The 24,131-nt window shown below is 62.1% G+C and carries 25 protein-coding genes; 12 read left to right on the forward strand and 13 right to left on the reverse strand.

The window, feature by feature from the left end; all coding sequences use genetic code 11:
- Positions 1-29: 29 nt before the first annotated feature.
- The 3 genes from ACIPHM_RS04725 to uvrB all read right to left on the reverse strand — a co-directional run bounded on the left by ACIPHM_RS04725 (position 30) and on the right by uvrB (position 2,969).
- The gene (locus ACIPHM_RS04725; RefSeq protein ID WP_400325006.1) at positions 30-506 is read right to left on the reverse strand and encodes a low molecular weight protein-tyrosine-phosphatase; all 477 of its coding nucleotides are present in this window, start codon (positions 504-506) and stop codon (positions 30-32) included.
- A gap of 54 nt (positions 507-560) precedes the next feature.
- Positions 561-686, reverse strand: coding sequence for a hypothetical protein (locus ACIPHM_RS04730; RefSeq protein ID WP_400325008.1), 126 nt, complete (start codon positions 684-686; stop codon positions 561-563).
- A gap of 195 nt (positions 687-881) precedes the next feature.
- On the reverse strand, positions 882-2,969 hold the full coding sequence (gene uvrB / locus ACIPHM_RS04735) for an excinuclease ABC subunit UvrB (protein ID WP_400325010.1): 2,088 nt from the start codon (positions 2,967-2,969) through the stop codon (positions 882-884).
- Between the two features lie 319 nt (positions 2,970-3,288).
- On the opposite strand from uvrB, the gene ACIPHM_RS04740 reads away from it, so the two are divergent.
- Positions 3,289-4,488, forward strand: coding sequence for an amino acid aminotransferase (locus ACIPHM_RS04740; RefSeq protein ID WP_400325011.1), 1,200 nt, complete (start codon positions 3,289-3,291; stop codon positions 4,486-4,488).
- A gap of 219 nt (positions 4,489-4,707) precedes the next feature.
- Positions 4,708-5,949: a polyhydroxyalkanoate depolymerase gene (locus ACIPHM_RS04745; RefSeq protein ID WP_400325013.1), complete on the forward strand. Its 1,242-nt coding sequence runs from the start codon at positions 4,708-4,710 to the stop codon at positions 5,947-5,949.
- Between the two features lie 112 nt (positions 5,950-6,061).
- Here ACIPHM_RS04745 and ACIPHM_RS04750 read toward each other — a convergent pair whose 3' ends face one another.
- Complete coding sequence (locus ACIPHM_RS04750) at positions 6,062-6,700, reverse strand: TetR family transcriptional regulator (protein WP_400325015.1); 639 nt, start codon at positions 6,698-6,700, stop codon at positions 6,062-6,064.
- 104 nt (positions 6,701-6,804) lie between these two features.
- Here ACIPHM_RS04750 and rsxB point away from each other — a divergent pair, with 104 nt between their 5' ends.
- A complete protein-coding gene (gene rsxB / locus ACIPHM_RS04755; RefSeq protein WP_400325017.1) occupies positions 6,805-7,740 on the forward strand; it encodes an electron transport complex subunit RsxB in 936 nt (311 codons plus the stop codon).
- An 89-nt stretch (positions 7,741-7,829) separates the two neighbouring features.
- A complete protein-coding gene (gene nth / locus ACIPHM_RS04760; RefSeq protein ID WP_400325019.1) occupies positions 7,830-8,474 on the forward strand; it encodes an endonuclease III in 645 nt (214 codons plus the stop codon).
- A 115-nt stretch (positions 8,475-8,589) separates the two neighbouring features.
- Here nth and ACIPHM_RS04765 read toward each other — a convergent pair whose 3' ends face one another.
- Positions 8,590-9,183: a malonic semialdehyde reductase gene (locus ACIPHM_RS04765; protein ID WP_400325021.1), complete on the reverse strand. Its 594-nt coding sequence runs from the start codon at positions 9,181-9,183 to the stop codon at positions 8,590-8,592.
- Between the two features lie 124 nt (positions 9,184-9,307).
- Positions 9,308-10,261 (reverse strand): DMT family transporter, encoded by a 954-nt coding sequence (locus tag ACIPHM_RS04770; RefSeq protein WP_400325023.1) that lies wholly within the window; start codon positions 10,259-10,261, stop codon positions 9,308-9,310.
- A 159-nt stretch (positions 10,262-10,420) separates the two neighbouring features.
- Here ACIPHM_RS04770 and ACIPHM_RS04775 point away from each other — a divergent pair, with 159 nt between their 5' ends.
- A complete protein-coding gene (locus tag ACIPHM_RS04775) occupies positions 10,421-10,852 on the forward strand; it encodes a DUF1841 family protein (RefSeq protein ID WP_400325025.1) in 432 nt (143 codons plus the stop codon).
- Positions 10,853-10,957: 105 nt separating this feature from the next.
- Here the strand turns inward: ACIPHM_RS04775 and ACIPHM_RS04780 are convergent, their stop codons facing one another.
- Together ACIPHM_RS04780 and ACIPHM_RS04785 are read right to left on the reverse strand one after the other, a co-directional pair.
- Positions 10,958-11,359 carry a c-type cytochrome gene (locus tag ACIPHM_RS04780; protein WP_400325339.1) on the reverse strand — a complete coding sequence of 134 codons (402 nt, stop codon included), beginning with the start codon at positions 11,357-11,359 and terminating at the stop codon, positions 10,958-10,960.
- Between the two features lie 47 nt (positions 11,360-11,406).
- Positions 11,407-11,772 (reverse strand): c-type cytochrome, encoded by a 366-nt coding sequence (locus tag ACIPHM_RS04785; protein WP_400325026.1) that lies wholly within the window; start codon positions 11,770-11,772, stop codon positions 11,407-11,409.
- A 281-nt stretch (positions 11,773-12,053) separates the two neighbouring features.
- Between ACIPHM_RS04785 and ACIPHM_RS04790 the strand changes: the two genes are divergently transcribed.
- From ACIPHM_RS04790 to ACIPHM_RS04805, 4 genes are all read left to right on the forward strand, one after another.
- On the forward strand, positions 12,054-12,896 hold the full coding sequence (locus ACIPHM_RS04790; protein ID WP_400325028.1) for an AAA family ATPase: 843 nt from the start codon (positions 12,054-12,056) through the stop codon (positions 12,894-12,896).
- A 13-nt stretch (positions 12,897-12,909) separates the two neighbouring features.
- Complete coding sequence (locus tag ACIPHM_RS04795; RefSeq protein ID WP_400325030.1) at positions 12,910-14,085, forward strand: VWA domain-containing protein; 1,176 nt, start codon at positions 12,910-12,912, stop codon at positions 14,083-14,085.
- Between the two features lie 87 nt (positions 14,086-14,172).
- Complete coding sequence (locus tag ACIPHM_RS04800) at positions 14,173-15,369, forward strand: benzoate/H(+) symporter BenE family transporter (protein ID WP_400325032.1); 1,197 nt, start codon at positions 14,173-14,175, stop codon at positions 15,367-15,369.
- A 110-nt stretch (positions 15,370-15,479) separates the two neighbouring features.
- Positions 15,480-15,818 (forward strand): DUF2322 family protein, encoded by a 339-nt coding sequence (locus tag ACIPHM_RS04805; RefSeq protein WP_400325341.1) that lies wholly within the window; start codon positions 15,480-15,482, stop codon positions 15,816-15,818.
- Between the two features lie 110 nt (positions 15,819-15,928).
- Here ACIPHM_RS04805 and ACIPHM_RS04810 read toward each other — a convergent pair whose 3' ends face one another.
- From ACIPHM_RS04810 to ACIPHM_RS04830, 5 genes are all read right to left on the reverse strand, one after another.
- Positions 15,929-16,771 (reverse strand): spermidine synthase, encoded by an 843-nt coding sequence (locus tag ACIPHM_RS04810; RefSeq protein WP_400325034.1) that lies wholly within the window; start codon positions 16,769-16,771, stop codon positions 15,929-15,931.
- 117 nt (positions 16,772-16,888) lie between these two features.
- Positions 16,889-17,422, reverse strand: a complete 534-nt coding sequence (locus tag ACIPHM_RS04815) for a DNA-deoxyinosine glycosylase (protein WP_400325036.1) — start codon at positions 17,420-17,422, stop codon at positions 16,889-16,891.
- Positions 17,423-17,427: 5 nt separating this feature from the next.
- Positions 17,428-18,030, reverse strand: coding sequence for a chorismate--pyruvate lyase family protein (locus ACIPHM_RS04820; protein ID WP_400325038.1), 603 nt, complete (start codon positions 18,028-18,030; stop codon positions 17,428-17,430).
- A 216-nt stretch (positions 18,031-18,246) separates the two neighbouring features.
- Positions 18,247-20,133, reverse strand: a complete 1,887-nt coding sequence (gene htpG, locus ACIPHM_RS04825; RefSeq protein WP_400325040.1) for a molecular chaperone HtpG — start codon at positions 20,131-20,133, stop codon at positions 18,247-18,249.
- Between the two features lie 186 nt (positions 20,134-20,319).
- Positions 20,320-21,765, reverse strand: a complete 1,446-nt coding sequence (locus tag ACIPHM_RS04830) for a PLP-dependent aminotransferase family protein (protein ID WP_400325042.1) — start codon at positions 21,763-21,765, stop codon at positions 20,320-20,322.
- Between the two features lie 191 nt (positions 21,766-21,956).
- Here ACIPHM_RS04830 and ACIPHM_RS04835 point away from each other — a divergent pair, with 191 nt between their 5' ends.
- The 3 genes from ACIPHM_RS04835 to ACIPHM_RS04845 all read left to right on the forward strand — a co-directional run bounded on the left by ACIPHM_RS04835 (position 21,957) and on the right by ACIPHM_RS04845 (position 24,123).
- On the forward strand, positions 21,957-22,313 hold the full coding sequence (locus ACIPHM_RS04835) for a DUF2917 domain-containing protein (RefSeq protein ID WP_400325044.1): 357 nt from the start codon (positions 21,957-21,959) through the stop codon (positions 22,311-22,313).
- A 151-nt stretch (positions 22,314-22,464) separates the two neighbouring features.
- The gene (locus ACIPHM_RS04840; RefSeq protein WP_400325046.1) at positions 22,465-23,151 is read left to right on the forward strand and encodes a VOC family protein; all 687 of its coding nucleotides are present in this window, start codon (positions 22,465-22,467) and stop codon (positions 23,149-23,151) included.
- A gap of 75 nt (positions 23,152-23,226) precedes the next feature.
- A complete protein-coding gene (locus ACIPHM_RS04845; protein ID WP_400325048.1) occupies positions 23,227-24,123 on the forward strand; it encodes a DMT family transporter in 897 nt (298 codons plus the stop codon).
- The last annotated feature ends 8 nt before the right edge of the window (positions 24,124-24,131 follow it).

Below are 24,131 nucleotides of genomic sequence, written 5' to 3' on the forward strand. Positions count from 1 at the left end.
CGATCTGTCATGCGCGGCTCGGCAGACGTTCAGACGGCTTTATGCAATTGCGCGAGCAGGCCATCGAGGCCGTCTTCTATATAGTCGAGCACTGTCTCGAAACCTTGCGCGCCGCCGTAGTACGGATCGGGCACTTCGGTGGCGTCATGGTGCGTCGCGAAGTCCATCAACCGCACAATCTTGTGACGAAACTCGGCCGGACAACGCGCCGTGAGTTCGGTGACGTTCGCGTCATCCATCGCCACGATCCATTCGAAGCGCTTGAAATCGCTGGCGTCGACGCGACGCGCCCGCAAGGCGCTCAGGTCGTAGCCCCGCCGCTCGGCCGCGGCTTGCGTGCGGGCGTCCGGTGCGTGGCCGATGTGATAGCTGTGCGTACCCGCCGAATCGACCTCGACGAGGTCCGCCAACCCGGCCTCGGCCAGACGGTGGCGAAAAATGCCGTCAGCGCTGGGGGAGCGGCAAATGTTGCCCATGCAGATAAACAGAACGGAGGTCTTTTTCATGAATTTGGCAGATCAGTTCCCGGTCGCTCCTGCGTCCCGGATAATCCAGACAGTTCAGCCAAGGAGGCGTCCGAGATCGGCGAGCACCATGAGGCCCATGTTCGCCATTTTTGCGAGCGGCGAAAGGACCTGAGCGCAAACATCACCGGGCACCCGCTGAATCAGTTCATACAGTTGCATATGAATCTCTCCCTAACTTATAGCGACGCGAAACGAAGGTGCCGAGAGTCGCCCCACACGTCTGGTATCCGGTTGCGCCTCGAACGTGCTTGGTCGGTTGCCCGGCATGACTGCACTATAGGGTGCCGCCGACCTGGCGAAAACTGCGACAAATACGGGACGACCGTCCGATCGATATGACTGCCGCCCCTCGCGTCACCCCTTCGGCCCCAACTCCGCCTCGCTGGCACCATCGGTACCGAACACCAGCGCCTTCACGTGCAGCAACTGATCGCGCACCTTCGCCGCCTTCTCGAACTCCAGATTGCGGGCATGCTCCTGCATCTGCTTCTCGAGCTTCTTGATCTCGCGAGCCAGTTGCTTCTCCGACATATCCTGGTAGTGGGCTTGCTCTTTGGCTTCGGCCAGTTCCGCCTTGGCGTCCTGCGGATCGTAGACACCGTCGATGATGTCCTTGATGCGCTTCTTCACGCCCTGCGGCACGATACCGTGGGCTTCGTTGTGCGCCATCTGCTTGGCGCGGCGACGCTCCGTTTCCCCGATAGCGCGCTTCATCGATTCGGTCATCTTGTCTGCGTAGAGGATGGCCGTCCCGTTGACGTTACGCGCTGCGCGTCCGATCGTCTGAATCAATGAGCGCTCCGCACGCAGGAAGCCCTCCTTGTCGGCATCCAGAATCGCCACCAGCGACACTTCCGGAATATCCAGCCCCTCACGGAGCAAGTTGATCCCGACGAGTACGTCGAAGGCGCCCAGACGCAAATCGCGGATGATCTCTACGCGCTCGACGGTGTCGATGTCGCTGTGCAGATAGCGGACCTTCACGCCGTTGTCCGACAGGTAGTCCGTCAATTGCTCGGCCATACGTTTCGTGAGGGTCGTCACGAGCACACGCTCTTCCACTGCTACGCGCTTGTTGATTTCGGATAGGACGTCATCAACCTGCGTACGCGCCGGGCGCACCTCGATGATCGGATCAATCAACCCGGTCGGACGCACCACCTGCTCCACCACCTGCCCGGTACGCTTTGCTTCGTAATCGGCGGGCGTCGCGGACACGAAGATCGCCTGACGCATCTTGCGTTCGTACTCCGCGAACTTGAGCGGACGGTTATCCAATGCCGACGGCAAACGGAATCCGTAGTTGACGAGGTTCTCCTTACGCGCCCGGTCGCCGTTGTACATGCCGTTGAACTGGCCGATGAGCACGTGCGACTCGTCGAGGAACATCAACGCATCGGGGGGGAGGTAGTCGACGAGCGTCGGCGGCGGCTCGCCAGGCGCGGCGCCGGACAGATGACGCGAGTAGTTTTCAATGCCCTTGCAAAAGCCCAGCTCCTGCAACATCTCCAGATCGAATCGGGTCCGCTGCTCCAGACGCTGCGCCTCGACCAGCTTGCCGTCCTTATAGAAAAAATCGAGCCGCTCGCGCAGTTCGTCCTTGATCGTTTCGATGGCGCGTAGCACCGTATCGCGCGGGGTGACGTAGTGTGAGGACGGATACACCGTGAATCGCGGCACTTTCTGGCGCACCCGCCCTGTGAGCGGATCGAAGAGTTGCAGCGTGTCGACTTCGTCGTCGAACAACTCCACGCGCAGCGCCAGTTCGGCGTGTTCCGCCGGGAAGATGTCGATGGTGTCGCCGCGCACTCGGAACGTGCCGCGCCCGAAATCGGTTTCGTTACGGGTGTACTGCATCGCGATCAGACGCGCGATGATTTCCCGCTGCCCAAGCTTGTCGCCCTGGCGCACCGTCAGAATCATCTGGTGGTATTCGCTCGGATTACCGATACCGTAGATCGCGGAGACCGTTGCCACGATCACGACGTCACGCCGCTCCAGCAAGCTCTTGGTCGCCGACAGACGCATCTGTTCGATGTGCTCGTTGACCGACGAATCCTTCTCGATGAAAAGATCGCGTTGCGGAACGTAGGCCTCGGGCTGGTAATAGTCGTAGTACGAGACGAAGTACTCCACCGCATTTCGCGGGAAGAACTCACGAAATTCCGAGTACAACTGCGCAGCCAGCGTCTTGTTCGGCGCGAACACAATGGCCGGACGGCCCATGCGGGCAATCACGTTGGCCATCGTGAACGTCTTGCCCGAGCCGGTCACACCGAGCAGGGTCTGAAAAGCGAGCCCGTCGTCAATGCCCTCCGTCAATTGGGAGATGGCCGTGGGCTGGTCGCCTGCGGCCGGGAACGGGCAGTAGAGCTGATAAGGCGAATCCGGGAATGTCAGGAACTTGCTTTCGTCGAGATCGTTGTCAGCCGCAGGGGTCATGGCGGGGGCGCGAACATGAGAGACGTAATCCGGCATTTTAGCGCGTCGGACGATTCCCTGAGTCCGATGGGTGACAACCCCGCCGCCGACGTCATGACCGGCGCGGGTGGGGTGTCATGCTCGCGACGTTCGTGGTGCTTTCGTCAAATTCTGGCAATCCGTGGCACTTTTCGTGCCGAAAAGGCAGGAATTCGCGCGCCGCGGGCCGGTGTTTACCACAAGCGCGGGTAATCTTCGCTAAAATAGCCCGCCGGGCCGATCCTGCGTAAGTTGCGGCCGCCCCGCTGCATTTTCCTACTACCTGCCTCGAGCCGTCGAAATGACTCTCTTTTCCGCTGTCGAACTCGCCCCGCGCGACCCCATCCTTGGCCTGAATGAAGCCTACAACGCCGATCACCGCACCGATAAGGTGAACCTGGGCGTCGGCGTGTATTTCAATGCGGAAGGCAAACTGCCCCTGCTCAAGGCCGTGAAGGCAGCGGAAGAACAACGCGTGGCGGCCGGCCTGCCGCGCGGCTATCTGCCGATCGAAGGCATTGCCGCCTACGACAAGGCCGTACAGGAAATGCTGTTCGGCAAGGATTCGCCCGTGCTGGCCGAAGGCCGCGTGATTACCGCCCAGGCCCTGGGCGGCACCGGCGCGCTGAAGATCGGCGCCGACTTCCTCAAGCAACTGAACCCGAACGCGACCGTCGCCATCAGCGATCCGAGCTGGGAAAACCACCGCGCCCTGTTCACGACGGCCGGCTTCAACGTCGTTTCGTACCCGTACTACGACGCCGAGTCGCATGGCGTGAACCTCGCCGGCATGCTGGCCATGCTCGACAAGGAACCGGAAGGCACGATCGTCGTGCTGCATGCTTGCTGCCATAACCCGACCGGCGTCGACCTGACGACGGATCAGTGGGCGCAAGTCGTGGAAGTCGTGAAGTCCCGCAAGCTGGTGCCGTTCCTCGACATCGCCTACCAGGGCTTCGGTGACGGCATCGATACCGACGCCGCCGTGGTGCGCCGGTTCGCCGACGCCGGCCTGAACTTCTTCGTCTCCAGCTCGTTCTCCAAATCGTTCTCGTTGTACGGCGAACGCGTTGGCGCCCTGTCGATCGTGACGGGTAGCAAGGACGAATCGACCCGCGTGCTCTCGCAGCTCAAACGCGTGATCCGCACCAACTACTCGAACCCGCCGACGCACGGTGGCTCGGTCGTCGCCGCCGTGCTGGGCAACGCCGAACTGCGCGCCCTGTGGGAAGAAGAGCTGGCCGAAATGCGTGAGCGCATCCGTGCAATGCGTTGGTCGCTGGTGGAAAATCTGCGTACCCAAGGCGTGGAACGCGACTTCTCGTTCGTTCTCAACCAACGCGGCATGTTCTCGTACTCGGGCCTTACCGCCGATCAGGTCGAGCGTCTGCGTGAAGCGTTCGGCATTTACGCCGTGAGCACCGGCCGTATCTGCGTCGCAGCACTCAACGACAAGAACATCAAATATGTGGCGTCGTCCATCGCGCAAGTGCTGCGCTAAACGCCTGATTCGCAGCTAACGAGAAAGCCCGCCCTTTCGGCGGGCTTTTTTTCCACCTGAAATTGTTGCGTTGCAGCAACGATAGCTAATGACAATGATGCGAATAAGTTAAGACTATCGGGATGATGCGGAAATGCCATATATCAGGGTTATGCTGCGTTGCACCGCCGTGATAAACGGTTGCATAATTCCCCCACCATTCGCCTCAGGGCACACAACATGCTGTATCAGATTCATGAGTACAACCGCGCGTGGTTGAATCCCCTCACCACGTGGGCAAAGGCGGCGGCGACGACTTTCGTCAATCCGGGCAGCCTGCTTGCCATGATGCCGGGCGCCCCCCGCATTGCCGCCGGATACGAATTGCTCTACCGGCTCGGCAAAGATTACGAAAAACCCGAATTCAATATCAAGGCTGTCGAGGTCGACGGACATAACATCCCGGTCGTGGAAATGACCGCGATGGAGAAGCCGTTCTGCCGTCTTCTGCGTTTCAAGCGCTACGCAGATGACGCCAGCGCCGTCGGACAGCTCAAAGACGATCCCGTCGTGCTGGTCGTGGCGCCGCTCTCGGGGCACCACGCTACATTGCTGCGCGATACCGTCTCTACGTTGCTCAGGGACCACAAGGTCTACATCACCGACTGGGTCGATGCGCGCATGGTGCCGCTCGAAGCCGGGTCGTTCCATCTGGACGACTACGTTGCGTACATTCAGGAATTCATTCGCCATATCGGCGCAGAAAACCTGCATGTCATTTCGGTGTGCCAGCCAACCGTGCCGGTACTCGGTGCAATCTCTCTCATGGCCTCGAACGGCGAAAAGACGCCCAAGACCATGACGATGATGGGTGGCCCCATCGACGCACGCAAGAGCCCGACCTCGGTCAACTCGCTTGCTACGAACAAGTCGTACGACTGGTTCGAGAACCACGTGATTCATGCGGTGCCGTCGAACTACCCTGGCTCGGGCCGGCTCGTCTATCCGGGCTTCCTGCAGCACGCAGGCTTCGTTGCCATGAATCCGGATCGCCATCTGAAGTCGCACTGGGACTTCTATCTGGATCTGATGCGCGGCGACAGCGACGACGCGGATTCGCACCGTCGCTTCTACGACGAGTACAACGCCGTGCTCGACATGGCGGCCGAGTACTATCTCGACACGATCAAGACGGTGTTCCAGGACTTCAGTCTCGCGCGCGGTACGTGGGATGTGGCCGGCAAGCGCGTGCGTCCGCAGGACATCAAGACCACCGCGCTCTTTACCATCGAAGGCGAGTTGGACGACATCTCCGGTAGCGGCCAAACGCAAGCCGCTCACGAGTTGTGCACCGGCATCCCGGTCAAGCGCCGTGCGCATTTCACCGCGCCGAAGTGCGGGCACTACGGGATTTTCTCGGGCAGCCGCTGGCGTAACGTGATCTATCCGCAGATTCGCGATTTCATCGCAAAGAACACCTGACCGTCATTTCTCAATTCCGACGGCCATAACAAAACCGCCGCGAGAGCTCAGGCCCTCGCGGCGGTTTTGTTTCTAGACCCGGCTTGAGATGCCGCAAGTCGCGGCCATCCGATCAGCGCGTACGTAACGAATCCAATAGCATCTGCGTATTGAACGACGAGTACGTCTTTCGCGCCTCACCGCTCATCACGTCACGCCCCATCACGATGGATAGCGTATGGCGGTTCGACATCACGTAATAGCCCATTGCCGAGATCGTCACATACAGATCGACGGCATCGATGCCCTGGCGAATCTCGCCGCTGACCTGACCGCGCTTGAGCGTCTGCGCCAGCAATTCGACGATCGGCGAGACCTGTTGACGAATTTCCGTCGACTGACGCATCGACTTCGCTTCGTGCAGATTTTCGTTGTTGATAAGCTGAATCAGTTCCGGATGATCGGCGTAGTAGTCCCACACGAAGTGGGCCAGTTCGGCCACCGCGTCCAGCGGCGCGAGCAGATCGAGCTTGAGCGCATGTTCGGCACGGTTGAATTCGCCATAGACTTCTTCGAGCACCGCGAGATAGAGCTGGTCCTTGTTGCCGAAGTAGTAATAAAGCATGCGCTCGTTGATGTCGGCTCGGCGTGCGATGCTGTCCACGCGTGCACCACTTGAACCACGTTCCGCAAACTCCTCGATCGCAGCAGCAAGAATGCGCTGGCGGGTGCGTTCCGGGTCACGTTTGATCTTGGTTTCTGGTGTTGTCATGATCGGCCGGTCGTTCTCATCGGGCGGAATTATGGCACAACGGTTTCAGTGTTTCCGCAAAATGCAGGATAATTCCAATTTCCGCCGAATCCCCCACAAAAGACGTGTCCGAAGTCAACGCGCTCGCCCAGCGCATCGATGCCCTATTGCCCCAGACGCAGTGCACCAAGTGCGGTTACGCAGGTTGCCGTCCGTACGCTGACGCCATCGCCAGCGGGCAAGCCAGCTACAACCAATGCCCGCCGGGCGGTGCCGAAGGCGTCGAACGTCTTGCCAACCTGCTTGGCCGCCCCGTCATCCCGCTCAATCCAGAGAATGGCGTAGAACGCCCGCGCCCGCGTGCCGTCATCGATGAATCACTGTGTATCGGCTGCACGCTTTGCATCCAGGCCTGCCCTGTCGACGCCATCGTTGGTGCCGCCAAGCTCATGCATACGGTGATCGAGGACCGCTGCACGGGCTGCGATCTCTGCGTACCGCCCTGCCCCGTCGACTGCATCGACATGGTGCCGGTCACCGGCGAACGCACGGGCTGGGATGCCTGGTCGCAAACACAAGCCGACCAGGCCCGGGCTCATTTCGAGACACATCAGGCACGTCTGGACAAGGATAAGGCCGAGCGCGAAGCGCGTCTGGCTGCCCGTACAGCACGCGTTGCAGCGGGTACGCAGGCAGTACAAACCGTAGAAAACGGTGAGACGAGGGTTGCGCAGGCCGTAACGACAACGTCGCCCGTTTCACACGGTGGTACGGACGCTTCCGCTAAGCCGCTCCTTGCCACGGACAAGGCAAACGAGGCGGATGAAGCCGCCGCGGCAGCAGCCCGCAAACAGGCCATCATTCAAGCTGCCCTGGAGCGCGCGCGTCAGAAGAAGGCGGCGCTGGCCGCCGAAGGCCTCGGACCGAAGAACACCCAGAATGTCTCTGCATCAGTGCAGGCACAGATCGACGAAGCCGAAGCCCGTCGCAAGCGGCTGGGTATCGGCACCGGAGCAGGCGGCACCACACCCACGCCCGACGACGACGCCAACGAGACCTGAACCCGCGGCTTTACCCCCGCCTCCGCCGTCCCCGCCGTCCCCGCCGTCCCCGAAAACGAGAAAGACGCTACCTCTTACGCGCCACCGCCATGAACGACGCCAAACGCCGTGCTCTGTTCGAGACGCTGCAAGCACTCAATCCGACGCCCACGACCGAACTGGAATACACCTCGCCTTTCGAGTTGCTGATCGCCGTGTTGCTCTCGGCGCAAGCCACCGACGTCTCCGTGAACAAAGCCACGCGCAGGCTCTACCCGGTGGCGAACACGCCCGCGAAAATGCTCGCACTCGGTGAGGCCGGTGTGTCCGATTACATCAAGACAATCGGCCTGTATCGCACGAAGGCCAAGAACGTCATTGCCACCTGCCAGTTGCTGCTCGACGTGCACGGCGGCGAAGTGCCCCGCTCGCGCGAAGCGCTCGAATCGTTGCCCGGTGTCGGCCGCAAGACCGCGAACGTCGTACTGAATACAGCGTTTGGCGAGGACACGATTGCCGTCGATACGCATATCTTCCGTGTGGCCAACCGCACGGGCTTGGCCCCCGGCAAAGATCCGCTGGCGGTGGAACTGGCGCTGGAGCGCGTCACGCCGCGTGAGTTCAAACACGACGCGCATCACTGGCTCATCCTGCACGGTCGCTACGTATGCAAGGCACGCAAACCGGAGTGCTGGCATTGCGCCATCGAGCCATTGTGCGACTTCCGTCCCAAGACGCCCGCGCCGAAGGCCTGACGCTGCGTACGCACCTCGGCATCATCACCAAACGACAACGGGCGGCCCGATAGCGGGACCGCCCGTTTTGTCTTGCATCCCTCAAAAAGCGTAGGGAAGCACATTCCAGATAGCGTCAGATGATGCGTGCCGCCTCGTCGAACGACAAACGCGGATTGCGTGGGAACAGTTTGCCGTGATCGCCGTAGCCCAGATTACAGATGAAGTTCACGCGCCACTCCGTGCCCGCGAAGAACGCATCGTTGACCTTTTGCGCGTCGAAACCGGCCATCGGACCGCAATCGAGGCCCAGCGCACGCGCGGCCAGAATGAAATAACCGCCTTGCAGCGAGCTGTTCATATGTGCGGCGCCGGCAGCCTTGGCCGCATCGCCCGAGAACATCGGCACCATTTTCTCGGCACCGTTCGGGAACAGCTTGGGCAGGTGTTCGTAGAACTTCAGGTCATACGCAATGATGGCCGTGACCGGGGCCGTACGCGTCTTTTCGACGTTGCCCGGCGCCATGCATTCAAGCAGTTTTGCCTTCGCCTCCGGACTCCTCACGAACACGATGCGAGCGGGCGTGGTGTTGGCCGACGTCGGCCCCCACTTCACGAGGTCGTACAGCTCGCGCAGCGTGTCGTCGCTGACCGGCTTGTCGAGCCACACGTTGTGCGTGCGGGCGTCGGTGAACAGTTGGGCGATGGCTTCTTTGGCAATGGTGCTCATGACGATTGACCTCAGGTGATGACCGACAAACGAATGGCCGGCAAATGACTGACGAATGGCAGACGATGCGCGATTGTACCGTCGGCGCAAGTCAGGTGCTGACGAGGCAAAAATCCCCGCAGGATCAGGCGTTTGCCGCCGTGCCCCGCGCGGACAGCCAGACCACGCCCAGGAGGATCAGCACCCCGCCACCAAGCTGAGTCGCGCTCAGCGTTTCGCCCAGCAGCATGGCCGCGAGCAGCACCGTGACGACGGGCTCAAGCGTGGAGAGCATCGAGGCGCGTCCGGCGCCGAGACGTTGCAGACCGGCGAAGAATGTCAGGATCGCGACGACCGTCGAGCATACGGCAATCGCGGCAAGCGCCGCCCAGCCGCCCGCACCGGCCGGCCAGTGCAGCGTGAGCCCCTGCGACGCGCGCACCGCCGCCATCACCCCGAAGGAGACGGTCGCGGCAAGGCAGACGAGGGTCGCCGTCGCCCGCGCATCGACACCTCGCGTCAATCGCGCACCCACGACGATGTACCCTGAATAGATCAGCGCCGCCGCCACTGCCAGCATCATGCCCAGCGGCTGCCCCTGCCCGCCGCCCACTGTGAGCGCCGTCCCCAACGAACAGAGCACGAGCGCCCCGAGCTTCACGGGCGTGAGACGCTCACGCAGGAAGATCGCCGCCAGAATGGTCACAAAGACCGGGTACAGATACAGCAACAGCGCGACGAGCGACGCCTGCGCATATTGCAACGCCCCGAAATAGCACAGCGACTGGCCGACGTACCCGATGCCGCCCATCAGCGCGATATGCAGCGACTGACGGCGCGACGGGAAGCGCACTCGCTGCAACCGGCACCAGCCAAGCAACAGGACAGCGGCGACGACGAAGCGAAACAGCAGCATCGCGAAGATGTCCGCCCCGGACGCGGCAGCGGCCCGCGCGAAGATCGCCATGGCACCGAACGCCGATGCCGATACGGCGATCAGCGCAACACCGCCCCACGCCGACGGCGGCGGTGCGGGATGTATGACGGGAGCGTCGTCAGTGACGACGGCAACGGCTGGGGGACGAGGGCTTTGCGACATGATTCGGCGAATTGAGCGACAATACGGCGTGTTTTCCATGCGTTATCGGCGCGTTCCGTCCACAACCGGCCCGCCCGGCACACTGCGGCAACTGATCCGCCATTGTAGTCACGGCAAGGCGCGCCGCAAGACGCCTCAAAAGAACCCCACGGAGTCCTCATGTTCAATCCGAGCCGCGACGAAGTCCGGCAATTCTTCTGCACCACCTGGCAAAAGCAGCGCGGCGGCAGCATTCTCACGCCGCTCGAGACGATTGCGGCCGACTGGATCAACGAACATCCCGAGTATCACGACGCCCTCACCGACGCCGAGGAAGCCAACGCCCGCGATTACTCGCCCGAGGCCGGCCAGACCAATCCGTTCCTGCATCTGTCGATGCATCTGGCGATCAGCGAGCAGGTATCGATCGACCAGCCGCCGGGCATTCGTGCCGCCTACGAAAAACTGACCCACCGCCTCGACTCGCCCCACGAGGCACAGCACCGCATCATGGAATGTCTGGGGCAGACGCTGTGGGAAGCGCAGCGCAGCGGCCAGCCGCCCGACTCCGACGCCTACCTGCAACGCATCGAGCAACAGGCGTCGCGCTGAACGCTCACCGGAACGGCAAGCCCCCGTGCATGCGCCGAACCGGACGAAAACAAACGACGGTTGCCCTCACAGCAACCGTCGTTTTTTATGTCGACGCCGAAACGCTTACTTCTTCGTGACGAGATCGCCGGGCAGCGATTCGATATAGGCCGAGATGTCCTTCAACTCCTGCGACGTGAACGGACGCGGCTTGCCGTCCTTGCCGATCGTCGCCGGATTGGACATGACCTGCGTCTTCATGATCGCGTTGCTGCGGCCATACACCAGACTGGTTTCGTTCTGATACGCACGCAGCGCGTTGTAGATGTAATCCGCGTACTGGCCCGCCAGCTTCGGGTATTCCGGGGTGATCGGCGCGTTCAGATTGGCGCCATGGCAACTCACGCACATGCCCTTGTCGACCAGCGCCTTACCGTTGGCGACGTTACCTGCGGCGACTGCCGCCCCGCTCACCCCGGCGAGCAACGCACCCAGCGTCAGGGATACGGCCGCAGCGGCGTTTGCCATCGAATGCATCGAATGCTTCATCGTGTTCTCCTCAGCCACGCACGTTTTTACTTCTGGGGATTGACCGGCGTCGACGCCGTCTGCGCCGCGTAGTAAGCGGCAATGTCGACAATGTCCTGATCGGTCAACGTGGCTGCGATGCCATGCATCGTCTGGAACCTGCGGTCTCCCTTGGCGTACTCTTTCAGCGCGTTTTCGATGTACTTCGCGTTCTGTCCGCCGATTTTGGGTACGTGGTACACCTCGGGGAACGCGGTGCGGTAGTCGGGAATGCCGTGGCAGCCGATGCACATGGCCACCTTGCCCTTTGCCGCCTCCATGTCAGGCTTGAGTTCGGCCGCATGAAGCGCACTGAGCGACATGAGCGACGTGCTGCCAAGCGCCAGCGCCATCATCGTGAGGAACTTTTTCATGGTCTTCTTGGGAACGTTTTTGGTTGGAATACCGGCCCGCAACACGCAGATCGACGTCCCGTCTCCAAGGCTGTCGACCTGTGAAAAAAGCAATCGATTGTAACCCACACCCTCCCGTGCGCAAACTCGGTGCTGACCCGCACAGTTCTCCGAAGTTTTCCCGCAAGCCTTTGATGTAGATGCACATTTTCGGCGCACGAGCGAGCCTTATGCGCAATGTCTTATACTGAACTTTTTCCCTGCCCGGCCGGTTGGCCGGCTGTTTGCGGACGGCTCAGACAATGCGCTTTGAAGGCTCTTCCCAATACGTCGCCACCGACGACCTCAAGCTCGCCGTGAACGCGGCGGCCACGCTGCAACGACCGCTGCTCATCAAGGGCGAACCCGGCACCGGCAAGACCATGCTCGCCGAGGAAGTCGCCGCCGCCCTCGGCATGCCGCTGCTCCAATGGCACGTGAAGTCGACCACCAAGGCGCAGCAAGGTCTCTACGAGTACGACGCCGTCTCGCGTCTGCGCGATTCGCAACTGGGCGACGAGCGCGTGCGCGATATCGCCAACTACATCGTCAAGGGCGTGCTCTGGCAGGCCTTCGAGGCGGACGAGCCAGTCGTGCTGCTCATCGACGAGATCGACAAGGCCGACATCGAATTCCCCAACGATCTGCTGCGCGAACTCGATCGCATGGAGTTCTATGTGTATGAGACGCGCCAGCTCGTGAAAGCGCGCCATCGCCCACTCGTCATCATCACCTCGAACAACGAGAAGGAACTACCCGACGCCTTCCTGCGCCGGTGCTTCTTCCACTACATCAAGTTCCCCGAACCGGCGACGATGCAGTCGATCATCGACGTACATTTCCCAAACATTCGCCGCGAACTGGTGAACGCCGCCATGGCAACGTTCTTCGAAGTGCGCGACATGCCGGGGCTCAAGAAGAAGCCATCGACCTCTGAGCTGATCGACTGGCTCAAGCTGCTCATGGCCGAGGAAATCGGCCCCGAAGCGCTGCGCAGCGCCGACAACAAACTCGCGATCCCGCCGCTCGCCGGCGCGCTGCTCAAGAACGAACAGGACATGCATCTGTTCGAGCGCCTCGTCTTCATGAATCGCGCCAACCGGTAAGCGCACCCACGTCATGCTGATCGACTTCTTCTACACCTTGCGCGCGGCAAAACTGCCGGTCTCGGTCAAGGAATATCTGACGCTGCTCGAAGCACTGCAGCGCCAGGTCATCGCGCCCTCGCTCGACGAGTTCTACTATCTGGCGCGCCTCTCGCTCATCAAGGACGAGAAGCACTACGACAAGTTCGATCAGGCGTTTGGCGCGTATTTCAAAGGCGTGCAGCAGATCGTCGACGCCTCGGGTGAAGTGCCGCTCGACTGGCTCAAGAAGCGTATGCAACGCGAGTTGTCCCCCGAAGACAAGGCGCGCATTCAGGCGCTCGGCGGCCTCGACAAGCTCATGGAACGTCTGAAGCAGTTGTTCGACGAACAGAAAGGGCGTCACGAAGGCGGCAGCAAGTGGATCGGCACGGGCGGCACATCGCCCTTCGGCAACGGCGGATTCAACCCCGAAGGCATCCGCATCGGCGGCGAGAGCAACGGCAATCGCAGCGCGGTGAAGGTGTGGGACCAGCGCACCTATCGCGACTACGACGACACCGTCGAGCTCGGCACCCGCAACATCAAGGTGGCGCTGCGGCGTCTACGCAAGTTCGCGCGCGAAGGCGCCGCCGAAGCGCTGGATCTCGACGACACCATTCGCTCGACGGCCGCCAACGCCGGATGGCTCGATCTGAAACTCGTGCCCGAGCGTCACAACAACGTGAAGGTGTTGATGTTGCTCGACGTGGGTGGCTCGATGGACGACCACATCGCGCGTACGGAGGAGTTGTTTTCGGCGGCAAAATCCGAATTCAAGCACCTCGAGTTCTACTATTTCCACAACTGCGTCTACGACTACCTCTGGCGACAGAACCGGCGCCGTCACAACGAGCGATTCGAGACGTGGGACGTGCTGCGCAAATACCCGTCCGACTACAAACTGCTCTTCGTGGGCGACGCGACGATGAGTCCGTACGAGGTACTGCAACCGGGCGGCTCGGTCGAATACAACAACAAGGAAGCGGGCGCGGTGTGGCTGCGGCGGTTCATCGACCGGTTCCCGCATCATGCCTGGCTCAACCCCGAGCCCGAAGCGATATGGCAGTATCGTCAGTCGATTTCGGTCATCCGCGAGCTGTTCGCGAATCGCATGTATCCGATGACGCTCGCCGGGCTGGAATCGGCCATGCGAGTTCTGAGTAAATAAGCATCGCGGTGGACCCGACGCCGGCTGATGCGGCCAAACTGCAGCAAAACATCACAACAACAACGTAACAAGAGACAGCTTTCCACCATGACTTCCAGTTCCACTCCCCTGCCGCCGCTGCGGCCGTTGGCGGATACCTCGCCGTCGGCCATCGTCGCCGGCTTCGTGGCGATGATGACGGGCTACACCAGTTCGCTCATCCTCATGTTCCAGGCCGGGCAGGCCGCGCATCTCACGCCTGCGCAGATTTCGTCGTGGATCTGGGCGCTCTCCATGGGCATGGGGGTGACGACCATCGGCCTGTCGTTGCGCTATCGCACGCCGGTCGTCATTGCGTGGTCAACGCCGGGCGCGGCGCTCCTGATCACGTCGCTGCCGGGCGTGCCCTATAGCGAAGCTATCGGGGCGTTCATCGTCTGCAATGCCCTCATCGCGATTTGCGGGCTGACGGGCGGCTTCGAGACGATCATGCGGCGCGTGCCACCGGCGCTGGCATCAGCGCTGCTTGCGGGGATTCTGTTTCGCATCGGACTGGAGATTTTCGTCGCCGCCCAGCATCAGACGGCGCTCGTGCTCTCGATGTTCTTCTCTTATCTCGTCGTCAAGCGGTTCGCCGCACGCTACGCCATTCTGATTGCGTTGATCGTGGGCACGGCCGTCGCCGGCGGACTCGGTCTGCTCGACTTCAGCCACTTCAATGTGTCGCTGGCCAAGCCCGTGTGGACGACCCCGTCGTTCTCGTTATCGGCAACGATCAGCATCGCGATTCCGTTGTTCGTGGTGGCGATGGCGTCGCAAAACGTGCCTGGGCTGGCCGTGCTGCGGGCACACGGCTACGACGTTCCGGCGTCTCCGCTGATTTCGACGACCGGCATTGCGTCGGTGCTGCTCGCGCCGTTCGGCTCGCACGGTATTCATCTGGCGGCGATCACCGCGGCCATCTGCACGGGACGCGAAGCGCACGAAGATCCCGCCAAGCGCTATACGGCGGCGGTGTGGTCGGGCGTCTTCTATCTGATTGCGGGTACGTTCGGGGCCACCATCGCCGCGCTGTTCGCAGCGTTTCCGAAGGCGTTGGTGGTCTCGATCGCCGCCCTCGCCCTGTTCGGCTCGATCATGAACGGCCTGGCCAACGCCATGCACGACACGCAGCAGCGCGAAGCGGCGCTCATCACGTTCATGGTGACGGCGTCGGGCCTCACGTTGCTCTCCATCGGTTCGGCATTCTGGGGCCTGATCGCGGGCGTGCTGACGCTGGCGATTCTGCAATGGCGACGTGCTTGAAGTCGGTTCAGATCCGCATGAACCCTCGACGGGCCGAGGTGATAACATTCGGCCCGCACCGATTTTTCCTCCACCTCTGACGTAACCGCAGGAGCAGCAGCACCATGGCAGTGATCGACCCGACCCCTGTATTCAAAGACAACCTCGCGCAAATGGCCGCCATCGGCAGCATCGAAGGTATTGCCCGCATCGAACTGCGCGACGGCGGCGGCGCGGTCGTGGCGACGATCGAAAATGCACCGGGCAAGCAAGGTTCGCTCGCCGTGTACCACTACATCAAGCAAGCCTTCGGCACGCTCGACGTCAAAGCCGCCGAGCACGCACTGGCCATCTTCGGCGAACACACGGCCGACGCACGTAACCGTCCGGGCGCTCACCCGAACGTCGACCGTCTACTGGCCATCGTCGCCGGCAGCGAGGCGCTGACGATCGACGAAATCGCGGCCTGAGACTGCGTCGTCCGCCGCAACGCAAAAAGCCAGCCTCACGGCTGGCTTTTTTGCGTCTATCGCAATCTGCGGTGCTCGCAGTATTTGCGGTGTCGGCTACGCAGGTGACGTTAGATCGTCAGCACCGGCCCACCGTCGCCGTTGGCTGCACGAAGCTGCTTGACCCAACGCTTGGCGGGCAAGCCGGTGGCCGCTTCCACGACCTTGGCGCGCGCTTCCACGTCCTTCCATTCCACCGACAGCAGCGGGCCGTTAAAGGCCAGCACGATCACGTTGCCGTCGTGCACCTCCGGGAATTCGATCACGCGGTTATCGAACGCCTGACGCAGGCGACGGATGTTCTTCGGATAGCTGTCGTGATCGCCGAACAGATTCATCGTGAGCATGCCCGGCTCGCGCAGCGTGGCGCGGCAAGCCTTGTAGAACGCGGGCGTGTCGTGCACCGGGCCGCGCGCGGTCGCGTCGTAGAGATCGACTTGGAGCACGTCGACGGCACCGTGATTCGCGGTGTCGGTAACGAAATCCCAGGCGTCCGCTTCCAGCACTTTCAAGTGACGCGAGTCGCTCGGCAGATCGAACATCGTACGTGCGGCGACGACCACCGCCGGGTTCAGTTCGACAGCCGTGACTTGCGTGCGCGGGAATTGCTTGGCGGAGAACTTGGTGATCGAGCCCGTGCCGAGCCCCAGTTGCACCACGTGCTTCGGTGCGCGCATGAACAGCAACCACGCCATCATCTGCTGCGCATATTCGAGTTCGATACGGTCAGGCTTGGACAGACGCATCGCCCCTTGCACCCATTCCGTGCCGAAATGCAGGTAACGCACGCCACCGATTTCTGAGAACGTCACCGGCGCAAATCGCGGCTTATAGGCGGGACGCGGGGAGCGGGCGGTACGTTCGTCGGCGACGAACGCTTCGGCTTCAATGGATTTGCGTTTGATGAGGGTCATGTGTCCTTCAGTAAAGCTCGGGAAATTCCGATGGGTTCGCATTGTACCGGGTTCACGCGCTCCGGCTGTCAGGCCAGGTGCGCGGGCCCCTCGGATATTGCTGAGCGCATCGGGAAATCAGGCGGACGGCGTCCGTGCAAGCGGGCCGAGCCACTCGCGTAGTGCGAGCCAGGTATCGCGCTTGGTCGCATACGGAATCGTATAGGCGGGACTGCTCGATGGCAGCAGCACGACCGGCACCGTCACGCCGCCTTGCGCCAGCGCGCGCTGGCCAATGCGAGCAGCCGTCCCGCCGTTGAACGCCACCGCCCGCAGCAACGGCAACGTGGCGATGAGCCCCGCCAGATCGCTTTCTGTGTGCAAACGAATATTGCTGTCGAGACTGCCCTCGCGACGCGCTTGCGCCACGACATCCCATAGCCCCACGCCGTGGGCTCGCACCATGTCGAGCCGCGCTTCGTAGGCAAGCGTCGGCAACGGCTCGCCGATCACCTCACCGACCAGATGCCAGAAACGATTCTGCGGATGCGCGTAGTACTGCTGATGCGCGAGCGACACTTCGCCCGGCAGGCTGCCGAGAATCAGGACACGCGTCTGCGCATCCACCACGGGCGGAAAATTGCGCTTCAGATCGGGGACAGAGGAGGACATAGCGCTCAGTCGTGCGCCTTTTCGTTTGCGCCCTGCGCCGCTTGCAGGCGCCGCCAGAATCGCGGGAGAAACGCTTCGGTCACGAGCAACGGCGCGCCGTGCCGCAGGAACACCGAGCGACGCGCCCACAACCGCGCACGCGGATTGGCGCCGACGAGCGGATCGCGCGCATCGTGGCGAGCACGTCCATGCAGCAAGTGACACGGCCCCAGGGGGCTCGACACCAGTACGGAGCGCGTCACCGTGGGATCGTGATAAAGCAGATCGGCCAGCGGACGCGTACGCAAGCGACGCATCGCCTGCCAAATCGACCGGCTGTACGCGAGTGGCGTCACGCTATGGGCCACGACAACCGGTTCGTCGTCGACCAGCAGGATGACGTCGCGTGCCCACATCGGTGTACGCAGCGGCACACCGATAGCGCGGCACTGATCCGCGTCGGCAGGCATCACCCGCTCGGCCACGACACGCACGCTCACCCGGCCGAGCGCCGACAGATGGCGCGTGAGTGCGCCGCCCCGGGTCAGCCAGTCCTTATGACGACGCGAAAGCGCCGGTGCCGGGACAGCCTGCCAGCGCCGCCCGCTTACATCGAATCGGAAAGTCATGGCTCGGCATTATAAAGGCGCAACATGGCAGCGCGCCGCCCACCCAACCCGCGTCGTAACCCATGGGGATCGTGTCGGAAATCACCTAGAAATCCCGCAGATACCGGTCACGAGTGCCGGGCGACGTGTCCGCACTACGCAAAAGGGCCCCCGCGACATATCGTCACGGGGGCCTCTCAAGCTACGCATGCAGCGCAACCCATACAAACAACGTAATCAGCGTGCGGCGAGCAGCAACGCGTTGGTACGCTTCACGAACTCGGCCGGATCTTCGAGACTACCGCCCTCGGCCAGCAAGGCCTGATCGAACAACAGATGCGTCCAATCGGACAGATCCGCGCTCTCCGCACTCAAACGCTTGATCAGCGCATGCTCCGGGTTGATTTCCAGGATCGGGCGGAACTCGGGCATCTTCTGCCCGGCGGCCTTCATCAGACGCTGGAGCGTACCGCTCATGTCGTTCTCGTCCGACACCAGGCACGAGGGCGAATCGGTCAGACGGAACGTCACGCGCACGTCCTTGGCCTTGTCCGCGAGGACTTCCTTCATCTTCTCGACGAGCGGCTTGAGGTCGTCGCTGGTTTTCTCCTGCGCTTGCTTCTCGTGCGCATCTTCGAGCGCCCCCAGATCCAGATCGCCACGCGCCACGCTCACGAGCGCCTTGCCGTCGAAATTCTGTACATATGAAAGCATCCACTCGTCGACACGATCGGTCAGCAGCAGGACTTCCACCCCCTTCTTGCGGAATACCTCAAGATGCGGGCTGTGACTTGCGGCCACCCAACTCTCGGCCGTGACGTAATAAATCTTTTCCTGACCTTCCTTCATGCGGCCGACGTAATCGGCCAGCGACACATTCTGCTCGGCCGAATCGTTGTGCGTGCTCGAAAAACGCAGCAGCTTGGCAATGCGTTCGAGGTTGGGCTGGTCTTCGCCCGTGCCTTCCTTTAGCACCTGACCGAACGCACCCCAGAACTGCGTGTATTTGTCTTGCTGGTTCTCGGCCAGATCTTCGAGCAGACCGAGCACGCGCTTCGCACAGCCTTCGCGAATGGCCTTCACGTCGCGGCTTTCCTGAAGAATTTCGCGCGAGACGTTCAGCGGCAGATCGGCGGAATCGACCACGCCACGCACAAAACGCAGGTAGTTCGGGAGAAGCTGCTCTGCGTCGTCCATGATGAACACGCGCTTGACGTACAACTTCAGGCCACCTTGCGAATTGCGATCCCAAAGGTCGTACGAGGCATGACCTGGCACGTACAGCAGTTGCGTGTATTCGCTGAGGCCCTCTACGCGATTATGCGTCCACGCAAGCGGCGGCTGCATATCGTGCGCAATGTGCTGGTAAAACTGCGTGTACTGCTCGTCCGTAATTTCGCTCTTGCTGCGGGTCCACAGGGCGCTTGCCTGATTGATGGTCTCGTCCGTCTCGGCGGGCACCATCGCCTTCTTTTCTTCGTCCCACGTCTCGCCGCGCATCACGATCGGCAGCGAGATGTGATCCGAATACTTGCGGATGATCGATTGCAGTTGCCACGACGACAGCAGCTCGTCTTCGCCCTCGCGCAGATGCAGCGTGATCGAGGTGCCTCGCTGGGGACGCTCGATGGTCTCGACCGAGAAATCACCCTCGCCAGCGGACGACCAGCGTACGCCGTCTGCGGCTGGCAGTCCGGCACGGCGTGATTCGACCGTCATGCGATCCGCGACGATGAAGCCCGAGTAGAAGCCCACGCCGAACTGACCGATGAGGGCGGCGTCCTTCTGCTGGTCGCCCGACAGGCGCGAGAAGAACTCCTTCGTGCCGGACTTGGCAATCGTGCCGAGGTGCTCGATGGCCTCATCGCGGCTCATGCCGATGCCGTTGTCTTCGATGGTGACGGTGCGCGCGTCCTTGTCGAACGACACGCGAATCTTGAGTCCCGGATCCTGCTCGTACAGCGCGGCATCGTTGATGGCTTCGAAGCGCAGCTTGTCGGCGGCGTCCGAGGCGTTCGAGATCAGCTCGCGCAGGAAGATTTCCTTGTTGCTGTACAGCGAATGAATCATCAGTTGCAGAAGCTGTTTGACTTCTGCCTGAAAGCTCATGGTTTCTTGCGCCATGGTCGGGAACCCTCGTGAATCGGTGAGATGAATGGAATATCGACACGGACCGCCGCCCGGCGCACTCGCGCGAGCGCTGCCGCAACGGCGGTACAGGTCCGAACATAGGGTCGGGCGGCCCGCATTTCAAGGCCACCAGAAGGGTTATTTTGATGGGAAATTGCGCGACGTTGCGTCGAGAAGCGCTCAGGCAGCCAATTCGAGCTGCCGCGAGAGGAACTGCAGCATGGACGGATCGCTGGAGCAGGCGATGTTCATGCGCATCCAGGTGCTGGGCGTCTGACGCGGCGAGAACAATGCCCCCGGCGCAAACAAGAAACCCGCCTCATGCCCGGCCGCGGCCACCGCACTCGTGTCGACCCCCGTATCGACCCAGAAAAACATGCCCGATGTCGGATCGCCGAACATGCGCAGGCCGATGCGTTCCAGATGCCGCCGCGTGCTGTCGCGCACCTCGTCGAGACGCGAACGCAGCCGCTCTACGTGACGCCGGTAATGCCCCTCGGTCAGCGCCTTGTAGACGATCCGCTCGTTGATCTCCGGCGTGGTCGAGCCCGACAGCATCTTGTGGTCGACGAATGTCTTCGCCAGCGCCGGCGAACAGGCCACGAACGCGACCCGCAAGTTGGCGGCGAGCGTCTTCGAAAAACTGCCCATGTAGATCACGCGCTTGAGCTGATCGAGACTCGCCAGACGCGCCACCTGCTGATGCGGCGGACACAGGTCGCAGTAGATGTCGTCTTCGAGCACCATGAAATCGTATTGCTCGGCCAGACGCAGAATCTGGAACGCACGCGCCGGGGTAAGCGACGTGCCGGTCGGGTTCTGAAGGATCGAATTAAGGATCAGCAGCTTGGGCCGGTGTTGCTGCACCAGACGCTCCAAGGCCTGCATGTCGAGCCCATCCGGCGTGTACGGCACACCAACGGTATGCGCGCCCTGCGACGCAATGCGTCCAAACATCACGAACCACGCCGGATCGCCGACGAGCACCGTATCGCCCGCCCTTACGTACAAACGCAGCAAGAAGTCCACAGCCTGCGTGATGCCCGACGTCAGCACGATCTGCTCGGGACGCGCACCGATTTCAAGTTCCGCGAGCTGCGTCTGAAGCTGCACGCGCAACGGCAAAAAGCCGTGCGGATTCCCGCTCTGGAGCAGATGCAAGCTGGATTGACGGCTCATGGAGCGCATGGCCGACGTCATCATGTCGGCGTCGAGCCAGCCCTGCGGCAGAAAGCCCATGCCCGGACCGCGCTCCGGCGCCACCGAATGCAGCATGCTGCGAACGAGCCACGCCACGTCGAGAGGACCTTGCGCGACGATCGGTGCGGCCGCGTTCTGCGGCGGCATCACCGGACGCTCACGCACGTAAAACCCCGAACCCCGGCGCGCTTCGAGATATCCCTGCGCGACCAGCCGTTCGTAGGCTTCCACCACGGAGAAACGCGAAACGCGTTTGTCCTCCGCCAACGAACGGATCGACGGCATACGCATACCCGGCAGGAATACACGTTCCTCGATACGCAGGCTCGCCCAGTGCACGAGTTGATCGACGAGCGTCATGCGCGCCGTGTCCAGCGCGGCGTTATCCGCCAGCACCAACGGAGAAATGCGGTTGGGTGTCGTCATCGTTTGTCCATCTTAGCTGTGCTGACTGGCACAGCATGACCAAAGTGTCTGCTCTGTATTACTCATGGGTCGCCACTCTACGCCAGCCAAATTCCCTGTCAATCCAGAACTGTACCGAAAACTCCCTCGATATTTGTACCGGTACTGTACCGGAGATAACCGATAAAGTGTCTACTCAACTGGAGACCGTCATGCGTGAAATCCGACTCTTCGAACTGGACAGGGGACAGACCGTCTTCTGGCAGAGCCCGGCTGCCGAGTCGCCACAGTCGTTGCAAGTCTTGCAGGGCCTGCTTTGGCTGACTGTGGAGGGCGAACCCACCGACCATTGGCTGCGCGCGGGTGAGAGTTTCGAGATTCGCGGCGGTCAGCGCGTATGGCTCGGCACATGGCAGGATGGCGCGCGTATGCGTGTGAGCCAACCCGCGAAGACGCTTTCTGCGTCTGGCCGCAACCGCACCGCACGCACCACACGCCCCGCCTGGCGGCTGGTGTGGCGTGATCTTGCTGCCCGCATGACGAACCGGACGGGACTCTTTCGCGGCTGAGCCGGCGAACAGGCGCATCACGAACGGATAGCAGACGGATGACGGACCGACAGCAGGCGAATAGACCGCCGAAGGCACCGACGCGTGGCGCTAGCGTGGAGGCGGAGTAAGCTATCGGTTTTGCCGCCCGCCTTTGCTGCCTGAACTCAATATGACCGCACTTCACGCCCTGAAACTGGATCACCTCGTTGTTGCTGCACAAACGCTGGAAGCGGGCGAAGCGCATGTCATCGAGCAACTCGGCCTGACCGATGTCGTGCCACAGCGCGGGGGGAAGCACGCCCGGATGGGGACGCACAACAGTTTGCTGGGGCTGTGGGGCGGTACGTACCTTGAGATCATCGCTATCGATCCGGACGCCCCGGCGCCCGATCGTCCGCGCTGGTTCGGGCTCGACGATGACACTGTTCAGGCGCGCCTCGCCCGGGGGCCGTACCTCGCGCATTGGGTCGCACGCGTCGATCGTCCGCGGTCCTTGCCGCGCTGGCAGGCACAGTATCCGCGACGCCTTGCACCGGTGATGGCGATGCAGCGCGGCGCACTGACATGGCAGATCGGCGTACCTGACGACGGCAGCCTGCCGTCATGGCAAGGTGCCGGACAAGGGCTGTTGCCGACGTTGATCCAGTGGGATTCGTCGCAGCACCCCAGCGATTCGCTGCCGTCCGCCGATTGCGCCGTCACCTTGTTGCGTGGCTTCCATCCGCAAGCGACGGCGATCGCAGAACAATTGCAGTGGCTTGGCGCGGATACCCTCGTCAACGTCGAAGCGACGTTGGTCGAGCCGTCGCTCGCCGCAGAAATCGTAACCCCTGACGGTCTCCGCACCTTGCGTTAGACCGACGGGGTTGCCCCCCACGCCCGGCACAGAGCATGGCGGGCGGATAACCAAAGAGAACCACGAGGCGACACCATGAATTCGCGCGAATCCCGGGGCATGCTGATCGGATTGATCGGCGTGCTCATCTTCAGTCTGACGTTGCCGATGACGCGCATCGTCGTCGCAGAAGTCAATCCGCTGCTCAATGGATTGGGACGCGCACTGGTCGCCGCGATTTTCGCGGGGGCCTTGCTCTGGTGGCGCAAGGAGCCGTGGCCGACGTGGCCGCAACTCAAGAGCCTCGCCATCACGTCGCTCGGTGTGATCGTTGCTTTCCCGGTGTTCTCGGCATGGGCGATGAAGACGATTCCGGCGTCGCACGGCGCGGTCGTCAACGGCTTGCAGCCGTTCTTCGTCGCGATCTACGCATACTGGCTCGGCGGGGAGCGTCCGTCGCGCGGCTTCTGGGTCTTCGCCCTGCTCGGTAGCGCGCTGGTCGTCGCTTTCGCGCTGCGCGCCGGGGGCGGCGCGCTGCATGCCGCCGACGGGCTGATGCTGCTCGCCGTGGTCATTGGCGCGCTCGGCTATGCCGAAGGCGGCAAGCTCGCCCGCGAAATGGGCGGCTGGCAGGTCATCTGCTGGGCGCTCGTGGTGTGTGCACCGGTGCTGCTGGTGCCCGTGGGCTGGCTCGCGTGGCAGCAGCCGTGGCCCGTGAGCGGCAAGGCTTGGGGTGCTTTCGCCTACGTCACCCTCTTCTCGCAGTTCATTGGCTTTTTCGCGTGGTACGCCGGTCTCGCCATGGGCGGGATCGCACGCGTGGGCCAAGTACAATTGCTTCAGATTTTCTTCACGATTGCACTGTCCGCCCTCTTTTTCGGGGAACAGGTCGATACGGCAACCTGGCTATTCGCCGCCGGTGTCGTGCTGACCATCGCACTCGGCAAAAATATGAAGATCGGCGCTTCGCGACTCACGGGCAAACCGATCTGACGACACCT

The organism is Pandoraea sp. NPDC087047 (assembly GCF_044745225.1).
GTDB lineage: Bacteria > Pseudomonadota > Gammaproteobacteria > Burkholderiales > Burkholderiaceae > Pandoraea.

Bases quoted from the DNA above. Each gene is read 5' to 3' on its own strand.
- ACIPHM_RS04745 (WP_400325013.1), top strand. From the start codon at position 4,708: ATGCTGTATCAGATTCATGAGTACAACCGCGCGTGGTTGAATCCCCTC.
- ACIPHM_RS04750 (WP_400325015.1), bottom strand. From the start codon at position 6,700: ATGACAACACCAGAAACCAAGATCAAACGTGACCCGGAACGCACCCGC.
- nth (WP_400325019.1), top strand. From the start codon at position 7,830: ATGAACGACGCCAAACGCCGTGCTCTGTTCGAGACGCTGCAAGCACTC.
- ACIPHM_RS04765 (WP_400325021.1), bottom strand. From the start codon at position 9,183: ATGAGCACCATTGCCAAAGAAGCCATCGCCCAACTGTTCACCGACGCC.
- ACIPHM_RS04725 (WP_400325006.1), bottom strand. From the start codon at position 506: ATGAAAAAGACCTCCGTTCTGTTTATCTGCATGGGCAACATTTGCCGC.
- ACIPHM_RS04770 (WP_400325023.1), bottom strand. From the start codon at position 10,261: ATGTCGCAAAGCCCTCGTCCCCCAGCCGTTGCCGTCGTCACTGACGAC.
- ACIPHM_RS04780 (WP_400325339.1), bottom strand. From the start codon at position 11,359: ATGGCAAACGCCGCTGCGGCCGTATCCCTGACGCTGGGTGCGTTGCTC.
- ACIPHM_RS04835 (WP_400325044.1), top strand. From the start codon at position 21,957: ATGCGTGAAATCCGACTCTTCGAACTGGACAGGGGACAGACCGTCTTC.
- ACIPHM_RS04800 (WP_400325032.1), top strand. From the start codon at position 14,173: ATGACTTCCAGTTCCACTCCCCTGCCGCCGCTGCGGCCGTTGGCGGAT.
- uvrB (WP_400325010.1), bottom strand. From the start codon at position 2,969: ATGACCCCTGCGGCTGACAACGATCTCGACGAAAGCAAGTTCCTGACA.
- ACIPHM_RS04795 (WP_400325030.1), top strand. From the start codon at position 12,910: ATGCTGATCGACTTCTTCTACACCTTGCGCGCGGCAAAACTGCCGGTC.
- ACIPHM_RS04845 (WP_400325048.1), top strand. From the start codon at position 23,227: ATGAATTCGCGCGAATCCCGGGGCATGCTGATCGGATTGATCGGCGTG.
- ACIPHM_RS04790 (WP_400325028.1), top strand. From the start codon at position 12,054: ATGCGCTTTGAAGGCTCTTCCCAATACGTCGCCACCGACGACCTCAAG.
- ACIPHM_RS04740 (WP_400325011.1), top strand. From the start codon at position 3,289: ATGACTCTCTTTTCCGCTGTCGAACTCGCCCCGCGCGACCCCATCCTT.
- ACIPHM_RS04730 (WP_400325008.1), bottom strand. From the start codon at position 686: ATGCAACTGTATGAACTGATTCAGCGGGTGCCCGGTGATGTTTGCGCT.
- ACIPHM_RS04815 (WP_400325036.1), bottom strand. From the start codon at position 17,422: ATGTCCTCCTCTGTCCCCGATCTGAAGCGCAATTTTCCGCCCGTGGTG.
- ACIPHM_RS04785 (WP_400325026.1), bottom strand. From the start codon at position 11,772: ATGAAAAAGTTCCTCACGATGATGGCGCTGGCGCTTGGCAGCACGTCG.
- ACIPHM_RS04775 (WP_400325025.1), top strand. From the start codon at position 10,421: ATGTTCAATCCGAGCCGCGACGAAGTCCGGCAATTCTTCTGCACCACC.
- ACIPHM_RS04820 (WP_400325038.1), bottom strand. From the start codon at position 18,030: ATGACTTTCCGATTCGATGTAAGCGGGCGGCGCTGGCAGGCTGTCCCG.
- htpG (WP_400325040.1), bottom strand. From the start codon at position 20,133: ATGGCGCAAGAAACCATGAGCTTTCAGGCAGAAGTCAAACAGCTTCTG.
- ACIPHM_RS04830 (WP_400325042.1), bottom strand. From the start codon at position 21,765: ATGACGACACCCAACCGCATTTCTCCGTTGGTGCTGGCGGATAACGCC.
- ACIPHM_RS04810 (WP_400325034.1), bottom strand. From the start codon at position 16,771: ATGACCCTCATCAAACGCAAATCCATTGAAGCCGAAGCGTTCGTCGCC.
- ACIPHM_RS04840 (WP_400325046.1), top strand. From the start codon at position 22,465: ATGACCGCACTTCACGCCCTGAAACTGGATCACCTCGTTGTTGCTGCA.